17 protein-coding genes are annotated in these 17,929 nt (G+C 70.9%); 12 read left to right on the top strand and 5 right to left on the bottom strand.

What is annotated here, in order from left to right; genetic code table 11:
* Positions 1 to 329 precede the first annotated feature (329 nt).
* The 3 genes from sepH to ACWC1K_RS22125 all read right to left on the bottom strand — a co-directional run bounded on the left by sepH (position 330) and on the right by ACWC1K_RS22125 (position 4,295).
* Positions 330 to 1,376, bottom strand: a complete 1,047-nt coding sequence (gene sepH, locus ACWC1K_RS22135) for a septation protein SepH (RefSeq protein ID WP_450833579.1) — start codon at positions 1,374 to 1,376, stop codon at positions 330 to 332.
* Between the two features lie 401 nt (positions 1,377 to 1,777).
* On the bottom strand, positions 1,778 to 3,097 hold the full coding sequence (locus ACWC1K_RS22130) for a D-arabinono-1,4-lactone oxidase (protein WP_450833577.1): 1,320 nt from the start codon (positions 3,095 to 3,097) through the stop codon (positions 1,778 to 1,780).
* Positions 3,057 to 4,295 (bottom strand): MFS transporter, encoded by a 1,239-nt coding sequence (locus ACWC1K_RS22125; protein WP_450833575.1) that lies wholly within the window; start codon positions 4,293 to 4,295, stop codon positions 3,057 to 3,059. The genes ACWC1K_RS22130 and ACWC1K_RS22125 overlap by 41 nt, the downstream gene beginning before the upstream one ends.
* Before the next feature lie 214 nt (positions 4,296 to 4,509).
* Here ACWC1K_RS22125 and ACWC1K_RS22120 point away from each other — a divergent pair, with 214 nt between their 5' ends.
* Positions 4,510 to 5,637 (top strand): ferrochelatase, encoded by a 1,128-nt coding sequence (locus tag ACWC1K_RS22120; RefSeq protein WP_450833574.1) that lies wholly within the window; start codon positions 4,510 to 4,512, stop codon positions 5,635 to 5,637.
* Between the two features lie 8 nt (positions 5,638 to 5,645).
* Positions 5,646 to 6,461: an inositol monophosphatase family protein gene (locus ACWC1K_RS22115; protein ID WP_450833572.1), complete on the top strand. Its 816-nt coding sequence runs from the start codon at positions 5,646 to 5,648 to the stop codon at positions 6,459 to 6,461.
* Positions 6,462 to 6,590: 129 nt separating this feature from the next.
* Here ACWC1K_RS22115 and ACWC1K_RS22110 read toward each other — a convergent pair whose 3' ends face one another.
* Positions 6,591 to 6,755 (bottom strand): hypothetical protein, encoded by a 165-nt coding sequence (locus ACWC1K_RS22110; protein WP_450833571.1) that lies wholly within the window; start codon positions 6,753 to 6,755, stop codon positions 6,591 to 6,593.
* A 427-nt stretch (positions 6,756 to 7,182) separates the two neighbouring features.
* Here ACWC1K_RS22110 and ACWC1K_RS22105 point away from each other — a divergent pair, with 427 nt between their 5' ends.
* The 4 genes from ACWC1K_RS22105 (at position 7,183) to ACWC1K_RS22090 (ending at position 10,708) form a co-directional block, all read left to right on the top strand.
* On the top strand, positions 7,183 to 7,836 hold the full coding sequence (locus tag ACWC1K_RS22105; protein ID WP_003993508.1) for a response regulator transcription factor: 654 nt from the start codon (positions 7,183 to 7,185) through the stop codon (positions 7,834 to 7,836).
* A gap of 6 nt (positions 7,837 to 7,842) precedes the next feature.
* Positions 7,843 to 9,078: a sensor histidine kinase gene (locus ACWC1K_RS22100; RefSeq protein ID WP_450833569.1), complete on the top strand. Its 1,236-nt coding sequence runs from the start codon at positions 7,843 to 7,845 to the stop codon at positions 9,076 to 9,078.
* A gap of 393 nt (positions 9,079 to 9,471) precedes the next feature.
* On the top strand, positions 9,472 to 9,768 hold the full coding sequence (locus tag ACWC1K_RS22095; protein WP_005481602.1) for a DUF4193 domain-containing protein: 297 nt from the start codon (positions 9,472 to 9,474) through the stop codon (positions 9,766 to 9,768).
* Positions 9,769 to 9,781: 13 nt separating this feature from the next.
* On the top strand, positions 9,782 to 10,708 hold the full coding sequence (locus ACWC1K_RS22090) for a hypothetical protein (protein WP_450833567.1): 927 nt from the start codon (positions 9,782 to 9,784) through the stop codon (positions 10,706 to 10,708).
* A 6-nt stretch (positions 10,709 to 10,714) separates the two neighbouring features.
* Here the strand turns inward: ACWC1K_RS22090 and ACWC1K_RS22085 are convergent, their stop codons facing one another.
* Positions 10,715 to 11,179, bottom strand: a complete 465-nt coding sequence (locus ACWC1K_RS22085; protein ID WP_450833566.1) for a DUF3093 domain-containing protein — start codon at positions 11,177 to 11,179, stop codon at positions 10,715 to 10,717.
* A gap of 58 nt (positions 11,180 to 11,237) precedes the next feature.
* On the opposite strand from ACWC1K_RS22085, the gene ACWC1K_RS22080 reads away from it, so the two are divergent.
* The 6 genes from ACWC1K_RS22080 to ACWC1K_RS22055 all read left to right on the top strand — a co-directional run bounded on the left by ACWC1K_RS22080 (position 11,238) and on the right by ACWC1K_RS22055 (position 17,897).
* The gene (locus tag ACWC1K_RS22080; protein WP_351483080.1) at positions 11,238 to 11,822 is read left to right on the top strand and encodes a PaaI family thioesterase; all 585 of its coding nucleotides are present in this window, start codon (positions 11,238 to 11,240) and stop codon (positions 11,820 to 11,822) included.
* The gene (gene dut / locus ACWC1K_RS22075; protein WP_450833564.1) at positions 11,819 to 12,370 is read left to right on the top strand and encodes a dUTP diphosphatase; all 552 of its coding nucleotides are present in this window, start codon (positions 11,819 to 11,821) and stop codon (positions 12,368 to 12,370) included. Before ACWC1K_RS22080 ends, dut begins: the two co-directional genes overlap by 4 nt.
* A gap of 1 nt (position 12,371) precedes the next feature.
* A complete protein-coding gene (locus ACWC1K_RS22070) occupies positions 12,372 to 13,127 on the top strand; it encodes a DUF3710 domain-containing protein (RefSeq protein ID WP_450833563.1) in 756 nt (251 codons plus the stop codon).
* 163 nt (positions 13,128 to 13,290) lie between these two features.
* Positions 13,291 to 14,469, top strand: coding sequence for an alginate lyase family protein (locus tag ACWC1K_RS22065; protein WP_450833562.1), 1,179 nt, complete (start codon positions 13,291 to 13,293; stop codon positions 14,467 to 14,469).
* A gap of 198 nt (positions 14,470 to 14,667) precedes the next feature.
* On the top strand, positions 14,668 to 17,214 hold the full coding sequence (locus ACWC1K_RS22060) for an ATP-binding protein (RefSeq protein ID WP_450833560.1): 2,547 nt from the start codon (positions 14,668 to 14,670) through the stop codon (positions 17,212 to 17,214).
* Positions 17,211 to 17,897 (top strand): response regulator, encoded by a 687-nt coding sequence (locus ACWC1K_RS22055; RefSeq protein WP_450833559.1) that lies wholly within the window; start codon positions 17,211 to 17,213, stop codon positions 17,895 to 17,897. Before ACWC1K_RS22060 ends, ACWC1K_RS22055 begins: the two co-directional genes overlap by 4 nt.
* The last annotated feature ends 32 nt before the right edge of the window (positions 17,898 to 17,929 follow it).

Here is a 17,929-nt window from a genome sequence, read left to right as displayed (position 1 = left end):
AGGCTGCTCAGGTGGCGGACCGAGTGGCGCCCCGGGCTGCTCCCAGGCTGCTCGGGTGGCGGGCCGGGTGGCGCCCCCGGGCGGCCCGCTGGCTCGGCAGGTGGCGGGCCAGGCGTTGCCCCGAATGGGCACGGCTGCTCGGGTGGCGGGTTGGGCGTCGCCCGAGTTGCACACATCCCCGTAGGCCACGCAGGTGGTCGGCCGGGGGGCCGACCTTCGGTGGGGCGAGGTCACCCCCGTGCGGTACGACCGCTCGCAGTCCGTGCATGAGTGAGGGCCGCGCCGACCAGGCGCGGCCCTCGTTCTCGTGCGGTTGTCCGTGCGGTCGGCTACTCCTGTTTCTTGCGTCGCGTGCCGAACACGATCTCGTCCCAGCTGGGGACCGCCGCACGGCGGCCGGGGCGGACGCCGTCGGCCTCGGCCTGGCGGTCGGTGGCGCCGACGAGGCGGTCGCGGTGGCTGGTGACGGAGCGGGGCATGAGGACGTCCGCGTAGGCGGAACCGGCAGAGGCGGCGGGGGCCGGGGGCTCCTCCTCCTCGGCTTCGGCGGCGGCGGGCTCCTCCGGCGGTGGCGGCGGAGGAGACGCTTCTGCGGGGCGCTCCGGGACCACCAGGTCGCCGCGGAAGCTCGGTACCGCTTCCAGCAGGCTGGTCAGCGAGTCCCGTTCACCCGAGCTCTCCTCGGCGGGCTCGGAGGCCTGCGCCGGCAGGCTCGGCCGGTCGAGGGAACGGTCCAGCGGACGGTCACGCGGCAGCCGTGCGATGCGCGGTACGAACGGAAAGCTGGGCTCCGGCGCGGCGAGGTCCTCGGACTCGCCGATCAGTGAGCGCGCCTCCTCGTCGACGGCCTGGACGAGCCGCCGGGGCGGATCGTACGTCCAGCTCGCCGAGTGCGGTTCGCCCGCGACCCGGTAGACCAGCAGGACCTCCCAGGTGCCGTCGTCGCGGCGCCACGAGTCCCACTGCACGGTGTCCTTCTCGACGCCGCGCAGCAGCAACCGCTCCTGCACGGCCTCGCCGAGCTGGGGCCCGGCGTTCTCACCGGGCCGCCGGACGGGCGTCTTGCGGGCCCGCTCGGCCATGAACGCGCGCTCCGCGAGCACCGGGCCCTCGAAGCGCCGTACGCGGTCGACGGGGATGCCGGCGAGCTGGGCGACTTCTTCCGCGGAGGCACCGGCGCGTATACGCGCCTGGATGTCACGGGGGCGGAGATGGCTCTCCACCTCGATCTCGATCTGGCCGAGGCGGGGCCGGTCGCCGCGGACGGCGGCGCGCAGCCGTTCGTCGATCGGAAGCGTGTACTCCGTTGCGTCGGCAGCCTTCAGCACCAGCCGTGTGCCGTCATTCGAGACGGCCACGACACGCAGTTCGGGCATGGGGACCTCCCGGGTGGTGCCTGCCGACGTCACGTGCGTCGCTGCTTCCGCTAGTCGAGTGTGGCCTGCCCGGGTGCAGCCTGCCACAACCTTGCCGAGTTGCCCGGCGTGTCGGGCCAGGGCCCTGGATCGCCGTTATGGCACGGTTACCTATTCGCAACGCTAAGTGACCAACTCCGTCACCCTGTGCAACTAGCCCCCTCCCGGCGGTCCTTGAAGGTCGCGGACGCCCTGGCGGGAGACCGGACCCAGGGCTCGCAACAGTACTCCATTCGGGCCATGTGCGTGGATCGGCGCGCCGCCCAACTTCTGGCAACGGACCGGACCCGGCCGCCCGTTGCCGGTTTTCGGGATCTTGAACGTGGCGTACTTCACGGAATCGGCAGAAACGGAACCAATGGCTACGGCCCCAACACCCGCCGCAGGTAGTCGTTCTGGAAGCGCCGGTCCGGATCCAGCCGGTCCCGCAGCGCGGTGAACTCGCCGAAGCGCGGATAGACCTCGGAGAAGTACTCGGCGTCCCGTGTGTGCACCTTGCCCCAGTGCGGCCGGCCCTCGTGCGCGGTGAAGATGCGCTCGGCGGCGGTGAAGTACGCCTGATAGGGCGTCCCCCGGAACATGTGGACGGCGATGTACGCGCTGTCGCGGCCCGATGCCGTGGACAGGGTGATGTCGTCGGCGGGCGCCGTGCGCACCTCGACGGGGAAGCTGATCCGCAGACCGGAGCGCTCCACCATCGTCTTCAGTTCGCGCAGTGTCTCGGTGAGGGCCTCGCGCGGGACGGCGTACTCCATCTCCATGAAGCGCACCCGGCGCGGCGAGGTGAAGACCTTGTACGGAATGTCGGTGTACGTGCGCGCGGACAGGGCCTTGCTGGAGATCTGGGCGATCGTCGGGACGGTCGCGGGTGCCGCGCGGCCGACCCACTGGGCGACCTGGAAGACGCCGTTGGAGAGGAACTCGTCCTCGAACCAGCCCGCGATCCGGCTCACCGGCTTCTCGGGGCCCGCGCTGCGGTTGTTGCGCTTGGTGTTGGTGGAGCCGGTGTGCGGGAACCAGTAGAACTCGAAGTGCTCGTTCTCGGCCCACAGTTGGTCGAACTCGGCGAGCACCCTGTCGAACGGCATCGGTTCCTCGCGCGCGGTGAGCAGGAAGACCGGCTCCACGGCGAAGGTGATCGCGGTGACGATGCCGAGGGCGCCGAGGCCGATCCGGGCGGCCGCGAAGACGTCCGAGTTCTCCTTCTCGGAGCAGGTGAGCACCGAACCGTCGGCTGTGACCAGCTCAAGTCCCTTGATCTGGGCGGCTATCGAGGCCGACTCGCGGCCGGTGCCGTGCGTGCCGGTGCTGGTCGCGCCGGAGACCGTCTGCTCCATGATGTCGCCCATGTTGGTCAGCGACAGACCCTCGCGGGCCAGCGCCATGTTGAGCCTCTTGAGCGGGGTGCCGGCCTCCACGGTGACCGTCATGGCGTCGCGATCAATCTTGCGAATGCCGGTCAACAGTTGAGGGCGGATCAACACACCGTCGGTGGCCGCGATGGACGTGAAGGAGTGTCCGGTGCCGACGGCCTTCACCGTCAGCCCGTCCTGAGCGGCCTGCCGTACGGCCTCCGACAGTTCCTCCACGGAGGCCGGCTCGACCTCCCGTGCGGGACGGGCCGTGACGCTGCCGCCCCAGTTACGCCACGTGCCGTTCTTCCCGCTCGCTGTGCTGCTCAACGGTGCCTCCCCGACGCGGAGCCGGCCTGCTGAGCCGGCGGTACCCCAGGAAACCGACCGTGACCGCGACGGCCCCGGACACCGCCGGAACCCCGTACCCGGCACGTGCGCCGGCCGCGTCGATGACCCAGCCGGCGATCGAGGAACCGAGTGCGACGCCGACCGCGAGGCCGGTGCTCACCCAGGTCATGCCCTCGGTCAACTGTGCGCGTGGTACGTGCTCTTCGATCAGGGACATGGTGGTGATCATCGTGGGAGCGACGGCCATGCCCGCAACGAACAGCGCCACGGCCAGAAACGGCAAGTTTCCGACCAGTAGGAGGGGGATCATACTCACGGCCATCGCGCATATGCCCAGCAGCCAGCGGCGTGCGGGCGCCCCCTTGAAATGCAGCAGCCCGAACACCACACCTGCCGCACAGGAGCCCGCCGCGTACAGCGCGAGCACGACGCTCGCGGCGGCCTTGTGCCCCCGCTCGTCGGCGAAAGCCACGGTGACCACGTCGACGGAACCGAAGATCGTCCCGGTCGCCACGAAGGTGGCCACCAGGACCTGAAGGCCACGCGCGCGCAGTGCCGTACCGCCGCCCTGCTTCTCCCGGGGGTGCGGCTCCGGCTCGGTGGCACGCTGGGCGGTCAGCCAGAAGACGCCGGTCGCCAGGAAGCAGGCGGCGAGCAGCGGCCCCGCCTCCGGGAACCAGGCCGTGGACAGACCGATGGAGATGATCGGCCCGAAGATGAAGCACACCTCGTCCACGACCGACTCGAAGGAGTACGCCGTGTGCAGCTGCGGAGTGCCCCGGTACAGGGCCGCCCAGCGGGCGCGGATCATCGCGCCGAGGCTCGGCACCGAGCCGATGCCGGCGGCGCACACGAACAGCACCCGGTCCGGCCACCGGAAGTGCGCGGCGAGCAGCAGCCCTGCCGCCGAGACGAGCGCGACGAGCGTCGCGGGCCGCAGCACCCTGCGCTGCCCGTACTGGTCCACCAGCCGGGAGATCTGCGGCCCGATCGCCGCGGCCGCGAGCGCGATGGTCGCCGACAGGCCGCCCGCCAGCCCGTAGCGCCCGGTGAGCTGGGAGATCATCGTGACCACGCCGATGCCCATCATCGACAGCGGCATCCGGCCGAGAAGACCCGCGGCGGAGAAGCCCTTGGTGCCGGGAGCGGCGAACAGGGCACGGTAGGGGCTGGGCACGGGGTCTCCGATGGCTACGGCTCAGAAAGGTGCTGACGACGGAAAAGTGCTGGCTGGAGCTCAGTAAGGTGCGAATGCGGCTGATACAGCTTACGAGTGGGGTCACCCTAATGCACCCGGCAATTCGGCCGGTGAACGCGTCCGGAATACGGCCCGCCCCCGCTCGTCACCCCGCCGTTTCCCGGCCGTCAGTGCCGGGTGGCAGGATCGACCCATGTCAGACGCGCTCGATGCCACCCCCTATGACGCCCTGCTCCTGCTCTCGTTCGGCGGCCCGGAGGGCCCGGACGACGTGGTCCCGTTTCTGGAGAACGTCACGCGCGGGCGGGGCATCCCCAAGGAACGCCTGAAGGAAGTCGGGCAGCACTACTTCCTGTTCGGCGGGGTCAGCCCCATCAACGACCAGAACCGCGACCTGCTGGACGCCCTCCGCAAGGACTTCGCGGACCACGGCCTGGACCTTCCGATCCACTGGGGCAACCGCAACTGGGCGCCCTATCTGACGGACACCCTGCGCGAGATGGTCGCCGCCGGCCACCGCCGCATCCTGGTCCTCACCACCAGCGCCTACGCCTCGTACTCGGGCTGCCGCCAGTACCGCGAGAACCTCGCGGACTCGCTCGCCGAGCTGGCCGCCGAGGGCCTGGAGCTGCCGAAGATCGACAAGCTCCGGCACTACTTCAACCACGAGGGCTTCCTTGAGCCCATGATCGAGGGCGTCCTGCACTCCCTGGCCGACCTCCCCGAGGACGTCCGGGACGGCGCGCACCTCGCGTTCTCGACGCACTCGATCCCCACCGCGTCCGCGGACACCTCCGGCCCGGTCGAGGCCCACGGCGAGGGCGGCGCGTACGTCGAGCAGCACCTGGAGGTCGCTCAGCTGATCGCCGACGCGGTCCGCGAGCGCACCGGCATCGACCACCCCTGGCAGCTCGTCTACCAGTCACGCTCCGGCGCCCCGCACATCCCGTGGCTCGAGCCCGACATCTGCGACCACCTGGAGGAGCGGCACGCGGCCGGAGTCCCGGCGGTCGTCATCGCGCCCATCGGCTTCGTCTCCGACCACATGGAGGTCCTCTACGACCTCGACACCGAGGCCAAGGCCAAGGCCGAGGAGCTGGGCCTGCCGATGCGCCGCTCGGCCACCGTCGGAGCCGACCCGCGCTTCGCCGCCGCGATCCGCGACCTCGTCCTGGAGCGGGCGTCCGTGGAGCGCGGCGAGGAGGTCACGCCCTGCGCCCTGGGCGCCCTGGGCGCGAGCCACAACCTCTGCCCGGTCGGCTGCTGCCCGGCCCGTGCCGCCCGCCCGGCCGCCGCGGGCGCCGACAGCCCCTACGCGTGAGGAGTGCCGTGACCGAGCCCCTGCACCAGGAACTGCTCGCACTGGCCCAGGAGGCCGCCCGCCGCGCCGGGGCGCTGCTGCGCGACGGCCGCCCGGCCGACCTGGCGGTCGCCGCGACCAAGTCGAGCCCGATCGACGTGGTCACCGAGATGGACATCGCGGCGGAGAAGCTGATCACCGACCTGATCTCCGAGCACCGCCCGGACGACGGCTTCCTCGGCGAGGAGGGCGCCTCCACCGAGGGCACCAGCGGGATCCGCTGGGTGATCGACCCGCTCGACGGCACGGTCAACTACCTGTACGGGCTGCCCACTTGGGCCGTCTCCATCGCGGCCGAGCAGGACGGCGAGACCGTCGTCGGGGTCGTCGCCATCCCGATGCGCGGTGAGACGTTCCACGCGGTGCGCGGCGGCGGAGCGCGCGCCACGGGCGCCTGGGAGGGCGAGCGCGAGCTGGTCTGCCGCCCGGCGCCGCCCCTCGACCAGGCCCTGGTCTCCACGGGCTTCAACTACGTCACCGAGGTCCGCACCCACCAGGCCGAGGTCGCGCGGAAGCTGATCCCCCTGCTGCGCGACATCCGGCGCGGCGGCTCGGCCGCCGTCGACCTGTGCGACCTCGCGGCCGGCCGCCTCGACGGCTACTACGAGCGCGGGCTGCACCCCTGGGACCTCGCGGCCGGCGACCTCATCGCCCGGGAAGCGGGCGCCCTGACCGGTGGACGCCCCGGAGAGCGCCCCGCACACGCTCTGACGATCGCCGGCACCCCGGGCGTCTTCGAGCCCCTCCAGCGCCTCCTGGAGGACTTCGGCGCCTGGCACGACTGAGGGCCGTACCGCAGGGTGACATCGTGACCAACGGGCGGTGAACGCCGTCGTACGACAACGCAGCGGGCCCCCGGCGCTGGATTCGCCGGGGGCCCGCTGTCGTACGTACGCGCTGATCAGACGCAGACGCTAGGCGCCGACCTCCACACCGTGCTCGGCGGCGAGGCGGCGCAGGTCGTCGAGCTCGCTCTGCTCCACCTCGACGAGGAAGTCGTCGCCCTCGTCGCGAGCCCGCGTCAGGTCGGACTCGGTCGTCCTTATGCGCTGCAGAAGTCCTGCGGTGAATGCGTCCATGCTGCGCCCCCTCGTCCTGGGTCGTGGGTCGGTGGCACGGGGGTGTGCCGTTCGGAAGGGGCGATCACGTCTCCATCAGGTGCCAGGCACACGCGCGCCTGGGGTGGCGACGGTGCCGGACACCCACGCCCACTCTGCGGAAAGCGGATTGCGCCGTACCGCATGGTGCTGCGGCACTAGCAGAGCGTGATCGCGGGGTATGAACCGTCCTCCCCCCGCTCCCTTCCACGGAAACCTCAACCCGGCGAGAAAATCTCGCATTCCCGGGTCTCATACCTGTCCTTCATCCTGCCCTCATGGTCCGTCCCCCGGCTTACCGCCGACTTATGACCGAAAAGGGCAGGATGGAGGCACACACTCATGAAGGCCCCTGCCCGCGTGTGCCCTTGTCGGCGCTACGCGGGTGGACACAGGAAGGACAAGCGACGTGCGCGTACTCGTCGTCGAGGACGAGCAGCTGCTCGCCGATGCGGTGGCCACCGGACTGCGCCGGGAGGCCATGGCCGTCGACGTCGTGTACGACGGTGCGGCCGCCCTGGAGCGCATCGGCGTCAACGACTACGACGTGGTCGTCCTCGACCGCGACCTCCCGCTCGTCCACGGCGACGACGTCTGCCGCAAGATCGTGGAACTCGGCATGCCCACGCGCGTGCTGATGCTCACCGCCTCCGGCGACGTCAGCGACCGCGTCGAGGGCCTGGAGATCGGCGCCGACGACTATCTCCCCAAGCCCTTCGCGTTCAGCGAGCTCATCGCACGCGTGCGTGCCCTCGGCCGGCGCACCAGTGTGCCGCTGCCGCCGGTGCTGGAGCGCGCGGGCATCAAGCTGGACCCCAACCGCCGCGAGGTCTTCCGCGACGGCAAGGAGGTCCAGCTCGCGCCCAAGGAGTTCGCCGTCCTGGAGGTGCTGATGCGCTCCGAGGGCGCCGTCGTCTCCGCCGAGCAGCTCCTGGAGAAGGCCTGGGACGAGAACACCGACCCGTTCACGAACGTCGTGCGCGTGACCGTCATGACCTTGCGCCGCAAGCTGGGCGAGCCGCCCGTGATCGTCACCGTGCCCGGCTCCGGCTACCGGATCTGATGCGCGATGGCCGCAACACCCGCTCTCCCCACGGCACCCCCGAAGCCCACCTGGGACCCCCGGAAACCCGAGCCGCCCTTCCCCTGGCTGCGCCCGACCATCCGCATACGCCTCACCCTGCTGTACGGCGGCATGTTCCTGATCGCCGGCATCCTGCTGCTGTCGATCATCTATCTGCTGGCCGCCCAGGCCCTCCATGAGGGCAGTGGCCAGGCGTTCTCGGTGACCGGCAACTTCGACATCACCAGCACCACCTGCCCCGCGGTGAACTCGGCACCGAAGAGCGCGGTCAGCGCGATCCTCGAGAACTGCGACGCCATCCAGCGCCAGCACGCCCTCGACGACCTGCTCAGCCGTTCCCTGCTCGCCCTCCTCGGCCTCGCGATCATCGCCTTCGCCTTCGGCTACGCCATGGCCGGCCGGGTGCTCTCCCCGCTCGGCAGGATTCTGCGCACCGCGCGCGCGGTGGCCGGCTCGGACCTGTCCCGCCGGATCGAGCTGGACGGCCCGGACGACGAGATCAAGGAACTGGCCGACACCTTCGACGACATGCTGGAGCGCCTGCAGCGTGCCTTCACCGCCCAGCAGCGCTTCGTCGGCAACGCCTCGCACGAGCTGCGCACACCCCTCGCGATCAATCGCACGCTCCTCGAGGTGCACCTGTCCGACCCGAACGCGCCGGCGGAGCTGCACCAGCTCGGCAAGACGCTGCTGGCCACCAACGAGCGCAGCGAGCAGCTCGTCGAGGGCCTGCTGCTGCTCGCCCGCAGCGACAACCAGATCGTCGAGCGCAAGCCGGTGGACCTCGCCGAGGTCGCCGAGCAGGCCGTCGACCAGGTGCGCTCGGAGGCGGACGCCAAGGGCGTGGTGATCCGCGGCGAGCAGAAGCCCGCGGTCGTGCAGGGCAACGGCGTGCTCCTGGAGCGGATCGCGCTGAACCTGGTCCAGAACGCCGTGCGGTACAACGTGCCGGAGGACGGCTGGGTCGAGGTCACCACCGAGGTCCGGCACGGCCAGGCGGTCCTGGTCGTGTCGAACACCGGCCCGGTGGTACCGGCGTACGAGATCGACAATCTCTTCGAGCCCTTCCGGCGGCTGCGCACGGAGCGCACGGGCAGCGACAAGGGCGTCGGTCTCGGTCTTTCCATCGTCCGGTCGGTGGCCCGCGCCCATGGCGGGCACATTTCCGCCCAGCCCCGTGAGGGGGGTGGCCTCGTGATGCGCGTCGCGCTGCCGATCTGAGATCATGTCGCCGACACACGGGGATGTTCGCTTTGCGCGGAATTTTCCGGCCGCCGAACGGAGCATCCCATGTGTGATCGATCACAAGGGCGATTTTCCGGCCATCTACTCTCCGTGATCATGAGGACTGCCGTAAAGCCGGGAAAATCCGGGTTTTCGGGTGTCCTGATCACGGGAAGTACAGGGTGAGGCGCCTTTGAAGAGCGGTAGGGGGACCGTGTACGGTCCCGTTCGCCATCCAAGCCGATCACTCTTGAGGAGTCCGGTTGGGTGTCGATTGAGTAACAGACCTTGATGTGAGGCAAAATCTCCGCCTCGGGTCGGGCACAAGTCCGGCCTCTCACGCGTTACGTGCGCTGGAGACACCGCAGACACCCAGAGGGGGAGAGCGACATGGCAACGGATTACGACACCCCACGCAAGACCGACGACGACGTCGACTCGGACAGCCTTGAAGAGCTCAAGGCCAGGCGTAACGACAAGTCGACCTCCGCAGTGGACGTCGACGAGTTCGAGGCCGCAGAAGGCCTGGAGCTGCCCGGCGCGGACCTCTCGAACGAGGAGCTGGCCGTCCGGGTGCTGCCCAAGCAGCAGGACGAGTTCACTTGCATGAGCTGCTTCCTGGTGCACCACCGCAGCCAGCTGGCCCGGGAGAAGAACGGTCAGCCGATCTGCCGCGACTGCGACTGAGGCCGGGTCGGCCGTGATCGGCTCGACCCCTCCTTGGAAGCGCCGCTCCCCCCTGGCGGGAGCGGACGAAGGGCCGCCCGGCGGCCCTCATGGCGCGCGTGACGACGAGCGGGGCCCATCCGGTGCTACACCGGGTACGAAAGGGCCCACAGGATCGGCCTCGCTCGAACCGGCGGCCGGCCGGGGTGACCTTCCGGCCCCGCCGCAGACACCCGTGCCCGTCGCGAGACGGGCCGGGGTGATCCGCGACAAGGCCAGGGCAGGCGTCCGCAAGGGCGGCAGCGCCGCCAGGGCGGGCCTGGCGTATGTCGCCGACCGGATCATCGAGAACGCCCCGCGGATCCCCGTACGGGACCTCGCGGCGCTCCGCAGGCAGTTCCCGGGCCTGGGACCCGAGCAGCTCGCGGACAAGCTGGTGGCGGGCGCCGCGGCCGCCACCTCGACGGTCGGCGCCGGGATCGGAGCGGCGGCGATGCTGCCCGTACCGCTCGCGATGCCGACGGAGCTGGCCGCCGAGATCACCGGCGTCGCGACGATCGAGCTGAAACTGATAGCCGAACTCCACGAGGTCTACGGCGTACGCCCGCCCGGCAACCTCAAGCAGCGCAGCACCGCGTATCTCAACTCCTGGTCGGGAGAGCGCGGGATCGACGTGACCAAGCCGTCGACCGTGAGTTCCGCGCTGAACGGCCCCATGAAGCGCGAACTGCGCCAGCAGATCATGAAACGCATGGTCCGCGACCTGCCGAACCTCATGCCGTTCATGGTGGGAGCCGCCGTGGGGGCGGTCATGAACCGCCGGGACACCAAGAAGCTCGCGGCCCGGATCCGGAGGGACCTGAGAAAGGTCCAGGTGCCCTGGGACGCGCTCCCCGAGCTCCCGCCCCTGGAGGCCCCGGAGCGGCCGCTGGAACTGGAGGACGGCTCGGCGGCGGGCTGAGCGGGGTTACGCCACGGCCTCCCTGGCCGTCCTCAGCGCCTCGGCCAGACGCTCCGGCTCCCGCGTCGACAGGTACAGATACGGCGTCGGGTCCTCGGGGTCGGTGACCTGCACGCGCAGGGCCGTGGGGATGTAGGCGCGCAGCAGCAGGAAGGCGCGGGTGTCGGCCTTGTAGGTGCGCCAGGCGCGCGCCTCCTCCGGATCCAGGACCTCGGCCTCGCCCAGCGCCGTGACAGGGATCTTCGCCTCGCCCGCGATCAGTGAGCCGCCCACCACCCGGATGCGGACCGAGCCGTACGCGCTCGCCGCGACCGCCATCGCCGCCGTGCCGCCGACCAGGCCGCCGAGCAGCGGCAGGGTGCCGAAGGGCAGCAGGATCAGGGCGAAGGAGACGCCCACCAGGAAGGAGATCAGCCACCACGAGCGGGGGGCGGTGAGGCGTTCTTCGTAAGGGGTGGCGGAGAGCTGCATGGACCCCAGCTTGGCACGGTGTCCGGATTTGGTGGACGCGCGGGTAAGGTCTGCGGCTGTGAGTGGTACTTCCCCAGCTCTTCAGCCTCCCGCCGACGCGGTGAAACCGGTGCGGCACCCCGATGCTCCCGCACCCGGTGAGCTGCTCGGTGCCCACTACGAACAGTGTTTCGGATGCGGCGGCGGGCAGCCCCATGGACTGCACCTGGAGGCACGGGCCGGCGAAGGCGTCACGATCACCGCGGAGTTCACCGTGCAGCCCGCTCACCAGGGGGCGCCCGGACTGGCCCACGGCGGGGTGCTGGCCACCGCCCTGGACGAGACCCTCGGCTCGCTGAACTGGCTGCTCAGGACGATCGCCGTGACCGGACGGCTGGAGACCGACTTCGTGCGGCCCGTTCCGGTCGGCACGGTGCTGTATCTGGAGGCCGAGGTCACGGCGGTGGCGGGCCGCAAGATCTACTCGTCCGCCACCGGGCGCATCGGCGGCCCGGACGGGCCGGTGGCCGTGCGCGCCGACGCGCTGTTCATCGAGGTGAAGGTCGACCACTTCATCGACAACGGCCGCCCGGAGGAGATCCGGGCCGCCATGGACGACCCGGACCAGAGGCGGCGTGCCCGCGCCTTCGAGGTGAACCCGTGAGCCGTGACCCCGTGAACGTACTGATCCGGCGCGTCGACCCGGACGTACCGCTTCCGTCGTACGCACATCCCGGTGACGCGGGCGCCGATCTGCGTACCGCCGAGGCGTGTGAACTGAAGCCGGGGGAGCGGGCCGTGCTGCCCACGGGGGTGTCGATCGCCCTCCCTGAGGGGTACGCGGCCTTCGTGCACCCGCGGTCCGGGCTCGCCGCCCGCTGCGGTGTCGCCCTGGTGAATGCCCCGGGGACGGTTGATGCCGGGTACCGTGGGGAGATCAAGGTGATCGTGGTGAATCTCGACCCGCGCGAGGCCGTGCGGTTCGAGCGCTTCGACCGGATTGCCCAACTGGTCGTCCAGCAGGTCGAGAGGGTCCGCTTCCAGGAGGTCGCGGAGCTTCCCGGCTCGGCGCGGGCCGAAGGGGGCTTCGGGTCCACCGGAGGTCATGCCGCGGTGGCCGGGACGAGCAGCACAATCGGTCAGGCCGCCGAAGGCGGCACTACGGGTGGGAATCGATACGCTTCGGTCGTATCCGACCGGGAAGGACAGTGACGTGTTCGGACGTCGCAACAAGAAGGGTGCCGCCGAGGACGCGGCCGGCGAGGCCGAGCAGGTCGTCGACAGTGTCGACACTGAGGCGGACGACGAAGAGCGCGAGCGCGTGAGGCTCGAGCCCGAGCCGCGGCCGGACGGGCCCTGGGACGACTCCGAGGTGCGCGACCCCGCGGAGGGTCGCGTGGACCTGGGCGGTCTCTTCGTGCCCGGGGTCGACGGCATGGAGCTGCGGGTCGAGGTCGCGGGTGACGCGATCGTCGCGGCGACCGTCGTGCTGCGCGACAGCGCCATCCAGCTGCAGGCCTTCGCCGCACCCAAGCGCGAGGGCATCTGGGGCGAGGTGCGCGAGGAGATCGGCGCCGGCATCACCCAGCAGGGTGGCATCGTCGACGAGGTCGAGGGCCCGCTCGGCTGGGAGCTGCGCGCCCAGGTGCCGGTCCAGCTGCCGGACGGCACGGGCGGCTTCCAGGTCGTGCGGTTCGTCGGTGTGGACGGTCCCCGCTGGTTCCTGCGCGGCGTGATCTCCGGCCAGGGCGCGGTGCAGCCGCAGGCGGCCGGCCTGCTCGAGCAGATCTTCCGGGACACGGTCGTGGTCCGCGGCGAGGGCCCGATGGCGCCCCGCGACCCGATCGTCCTGAAGCTGCCGAACGACGCCCAGATGGTTCCCGAGGGCATTCAGCAGGAGGAGGGCTCGCGCTTCTCCGGTGGCATGGGGCAGCTGCAGCGCGGACCGGAGATCACCGAGGTCCGCTAGGCGCTCCGCCGGGCACGACGTCCGAGAGCCGCACCCTCCGGGGTGCGGCTCTTTCGCGTGCGCGACCCCTTGACGGCGCATTGGTCTGTACCTACGGTCTCCGCTCAACGCGCCTGTTCATAAAGGCGCTTCACGTTCACATACGAGAACGGATGCCCCCCCCATGCGCCGTACCGCACTCCTCGCGACCGCCTCCTCGCTTGTTGTGTGCATGATCGCGTGGCCCGCCGCCCGCCATGCCGACGCCGCCCCCTCCGCCTTCGTGCACCCCGGAGTCACCGTCTCCACGGCGCAGCTGGACTTCACCCGCAGCAAGGTCAATGCCGGCGCCCAGCCCTGGAAGGGCGCCTTCGACCAGATGCGGGCGAGCAAGTACGCCGACCTGAACCGCACCCCGAAACCGCGGGCGACCGTCGAGTGCGGCTCCTACTCCAACCCCGACCACGGCTGCACCGACGAGCGCCAGGACGCGATAGCCGCGTACACCGACGCACTCGCCTGGTACGTCACCCGCGACGACCGGTACGCGAAGAAGTCGATCGAGCTGATGGACGCCTGGTCCGCCGTGATCAAGGAGCACACCAACAGCAACGCACCCCTGCAGACCGGCTGGGCGGGCTCCTCCTGGCCGAAGGCCGCCGAGATCATCAAGTACACGTACACCGGCGGCTGGCCGAACTCCGGCCGCTTCGCGACCATGCTCCGCAACGTCTACCTCCCCGAGGTCATCAACGGCTCCCACTCCAACGGCAATTGGGAGCTGTCGATGATGGAGGCCGCGGTCGGCATCTCCGTCTTCCTCGAGGACAAGGCGTCGTACGACAAGGCCATGGCGAAGTTCCGGACCCGTACGGCCGCGTACGTCTATCTCTCCTCGGACGGCGATCTGCCGAAGACGGTGCCCGGCCAGCACCTCGACACCAAGGCGAAGATCGTCGGCTACTGGCAGGGGCAGTCCACCTTCGTCACCGGGCTCACCCAGGAGACCTGCCGCGACTTCACCCACACGGGGTACGGCATCTCCGCGATCTCGCACGTGGCCGAGACCAGCCGGATCCAGGGCCAGGACCTGTACGGCACCGACGTCGGCGAACGGCTGCGGCAGGCGCTCGGGTTCCAGGCCAAGTACCAGCTGGGTGCCGCCGTGCCGAGCTGGCTGTGCGGCGGGTCGCTGAAGCTGGGGCTCGGGCCCGTCACCGAGGTCGGCTACAACGCCCTGCACAACCGCCTCGGCATCGCGATGGCCAACACCCAGGCACTGACCGAGCAGCAACGCCCGGCCGGCACCAACAGCCTCTTCGTCGCCTGGGAGACCCTCACCCACGGGGACAACCCGAGCTGACGGACGTGGTCCCCGGGAGCGCGGTGCCGATACGGCTGCGCCGGAGCTGCGTGACGCGGAGGTCGGCGAGCGCTGATCGGTACGGCGTCAGAGTTCCGTCAAAGACGGCACCGAGGCCGCTCCCGGGAACTTTTGTCGCGATTGCTGGCCGTAAGGTCGACGCTGCGTGGGCAGCAGTGACCGGAAGACAATGAGGCCATGGGACGCGGCAAGCTTCGGATCTACCTCGGTGCGGCACCGGGCGTCGGCAAGACGTACGCGATGCTTTCCGAGGCGCACCGGCGGGTGGAGCGGGGCACCGACTGCGTGGTGGCCTTCGTGGAGCACCATGGCCGGCCGCGCACCGAGGTGATGCTGCACGGCCTGGAGCACGTGGCGCGCCAGGAGCTGGAGTACCGCGGCACGGCCTTCACCGAGATGGACGTCGACGCCGTCCTCACCCGCGGCCCCCAGGTGGCCCTGGTGGACGAACTCGCCCACACCAACGTCCCCGGCTCACGCAACGCCAAGCGCTGGCAGGACGTCGAGGAACTGCTCGCGGCCGGCATCGACGTCGTCTCGACCGTCAACATCCAGCACCTGGAGTCGCTGGGCGACGTGGTCGAGTCGATCACCGGGGTACGGCAACGGGAGACCGTGCCGGACGAGGTCGTGCGGCGCGCGGACCAGATAGAACTCGTCGACATGTCGCCCCAGGCCCTGCGCCGGCGGATGGCGCACGGCAACATCTACCAGCCCGACAAGGTCGACGCGGCCCTGTCGAACTACTTCCGGCCCGGCAACCTGACCGCCCTGCGGGAGCTGGCCCTGCTGTGGGTGGCGGACCGGGTCGACGAGTATCTGAAGCAGTACCGCAGCGACCACCGGGTGTCGAAGATATGGGGCTCGCGGGAGCGGATCGTGGTCGGTCTGACCGGCGGACCCGAGGGCCGCACCCTCATCCGGCGGGCCGCGCGCCTCGCGGAGAAGGGCGCGGGCGGCGAGGTCCTGGCCGTCTACATAGCCAGCAGCGACGGACTGACGGCCGCCTCCCCGAAGGAACTGGCCGTGCAGCGCACCCTCGTGGAGGACCTCGGCGGCACCTTCCACCACGTGGTCGGCGACGACGTACCGGCGGCGCTGCTCGCCTTCGCACGCGGGGTCAACGCCACCCAGATAGTGCTCGGGGTCTCACGGCGCAAGAGCTGGCAGTACGTCTTCGGGCCGGGCGTCGGCGCGACGGTCGCCCGCGACTCGGGGCCCGACCTCGACGTCCACCTGATCACGCACGCCGAGGCCGGCAAGGGGCGCGGGCTGCCGGTGGCCCGGGGCGCGCGGCTGGGCCGGTCGCGGATCATCGGGGGCTGGCTGGCCGGCGTGCTCGGCCCCGCGGTCCTCGCGGTGCTCCTGAACACCGTCCATCTCGGACTCGCCAACGACATGCTGCTGTTCCTGGCGGTGACGGTCGCGGCGGCGCTGCTCGGCGGCCTGCTGCCCGCACTGGCCTCGGCCGCGCTGGGCTCGCTGCTGCTGAACTACTTCTACACACCGCCCCTGCACCGCTGGACCATCGCCGACCCGAAGAACATCGTCGCCATCGTGATCTTCGTGGGCGTCGGCGTCTCGGTGGCCTCCGTGGTCGACCTGGCCGCCCGGCGCACCCACCAGGCGGCCCGGCTGCGCGCCGAGTCGGAGATCCTGTCGTTCCTCGCGGGCAATGTGCTGCGCGGCGAGACCGGTCTGGAGGAGCTGCTCGAACGGGTCCGTGAGACCTTCGGCATGGAGTCGGCGGCCCTGCTGGAGCGGGCCGACGACCACGCCCCGTGGACCTGCGCGGGCCGCGCGGGCCTCGGCCCCGCGGTACAGCGGCCGGAAGAGGCGGACGTCGACGTGCCGGCCGGTGACCACATGGCGCTGGCGCTGACCGGGCGGGTGCTGCCCGCCGAGGACCGCCGGGTGCTGGCCGCGTTCGCCGCCCAGGCGGCCGTCGTGCTGGACCGCCGACGCCTCCAGGAGGAGGCCGAACAGGCCCGGACGCTGGCTGAGGGCAACCGCATCCGTACGGCGCTGCTGGCCGCCGTGAGCCATGACCTCCGTACCCCGCTGGCCGGGATCAAGGCGGCCGTGTCGTCCTTGCGCTCGGACGACGTGGCGTGGTCCGAGGAGGACCAGGCGGAGCTGCTGGAGGGCATCGAGGAGGGCGCCGACCGGCTCGACCACCTGGTGGGCAACCTGCTCGACATGTCCCGCCTGCAGACCGGCACGGTCACCCCGCTGATCCGCGAGGTCGACCTCGACGAGGTCGTCCCGATGGCGCTGGTCGGAGTGCCCGAGGACAGCGTCGAGCTGGACGTGCCGGAGACCCTGCCCATGGTCGACGTGGACCCGGGCCTCCTTGAGCGGTCGGTGGCCAACCTGGTCGAGAACGCCGTCAAGTACAGCCCGCCGGGCCGGGCGGTACTGGTCGCCGCCAGCGCCATCGCCGACCGCGTCGAGGTGCGCGTGGTCGACCGCGGACCCGGCGTCCCCGACGACGCCAAGGAGCGCATCTTCGAGCCCTTCCAGCGCTACGGCGACGCCCCGCGCGGAGCCGGCGTGGGCCTCGGCCTCGCCGTGGCGCGCGGCTTCGCCGAGGCCATGGGCGGCACCCTGAACGCCGAGGACACACCCGGCGGCGGCCTCAGCATGGTCCTCACCCTGCGCGCGGCAGGACCGCGCGCCCAGGAGCCTCTTCACCCGGCGGAACCCGAAAGGCAGGCCACATGACCCGTGTGCTGGTCATCGATGACGAGCCGCAGATCGTGCGCGCCCTCGTGATCAACCTCAGGGCGCGCAAGTACGAGGTCGACGCGGCCCACGACGGCGCCACCGCCCTCCAGCTCGCCGCCGCCCGCCACCCCGACGTGGTCGTCCTGGACCTGGGCCTGCCCGACATGGACGGCGTCGAGGTGATCCGCGGACTGCGCGGCTGGACCCGGGTGCCGATCCTGGTGCTGTCCGCCCGGCACACCTCCGACGAGAAGGTCGAGGCCCTCGACGCCGGCGCCGACGACTACGTCACCAAGCCCTTCGGCATGGACGAACTGCTCGCCCGGCTGCGGGCCGCCGTCCGCCGCGCCGAGCCGGTCGGCGCCGGCGAGGACGACGTGACCACCGTGGAGACCCGGGAGTTCACCGTCGACCTGGCCGCGAAGAAGGTCAACCGGGGCGGGAAGGACGTACGGCTGACGCCCACGGAGTGGCATCTCCTGGAGGTGCTGGTGCGCAACACGGGCCGGCTGGTGAGCCAGAAGCAGCTCCTCCAGGAAGTGTGGGGTCCGTCATACGGGACCGAGACGAACTACCTGAGGGTGTACATGGCCCAGCTGCGCAGGAAGCTGGAAGCCGACCCCTCGCACCCCGAGCACTTCATCACTGAGCCGGGGATGGGGTACCGGTTCGAGACGTGAGCGGCGTCGGTTCGGGCGCCGGGGCCGCGGGT

Source organism: Streptomyces sp. NPDC001492, assembly GCF_053597275.1.
This window is presented reverse-complemented; position numbering and strand designations above follow the sequence as displayed.

Bases quoted from the DNA above. Each gene is read 5' to 3' on its own strand.
- sepH (WP_450833579.1), bottom strand. From the start codon at position 1,376: ATGCCCGAACTGCGTGTCGTGGCCGTCTCGAATGACGGCACACGGCTG.
- ACWC1K_RS22120 (WP_450833574.1), top strand. From the start codon at position 4,510: ATGTCAGACGCGCTCGATGCCACCCCCTATGACGCCCTGCTCCTGCTC.
- ACWC1K_RS22110 (WP_450833571.1), bottom strand. From the start codon at position 6,755: ATGGACGCATTCACCGCAGGACTTCTGCAGCGCATAAGGACGACCGAG.
- ACWC1K_RS22100 (WP_450833569.1), top strand. From the start codon at position 7,843: ATGGCCGCAACACCCGCTCTCCCCACGGCACCCCCGAAGCCCACCTGG.
- ACWC1K_RS22095 (WP_005481602.1), top strand. From the start codon at position 9,472: ATGGCAACGGATTACGACACCCCACGCAAGACCGACGACGACGTCGAC.
- ACWC1K_RS22085 (WP_450833566.1), bottom strand. From the start codon at position 11,179: ATGCAGCTCTCCGCCACCCCTTACGAAGAACGCCTCACCGCCCCCCGC.
- ACWC1K_RS22065 (WP_450833562.1), top strand. From the start codon at position 13,291: ATGCGCCGTACCGCACTCCTCGCGACCGCCTCCTCGCTTGTTGTGTGC.
- ACWC1K_RS22060 (WP_450833560.1), top strand. From the start codon at position 14,668: ATGGGACGCGGCAAGCTTCGGATCTACCTCGGTGCGGCACCGGGCGTC.
- ACWC1K_RS22055 (WP_450833559.1), top strand. From the start codon at position 17,211: ATGACCCGTGTGCTGGTCATCGATGACGAGCCGCAGATCGTGCGCGCC.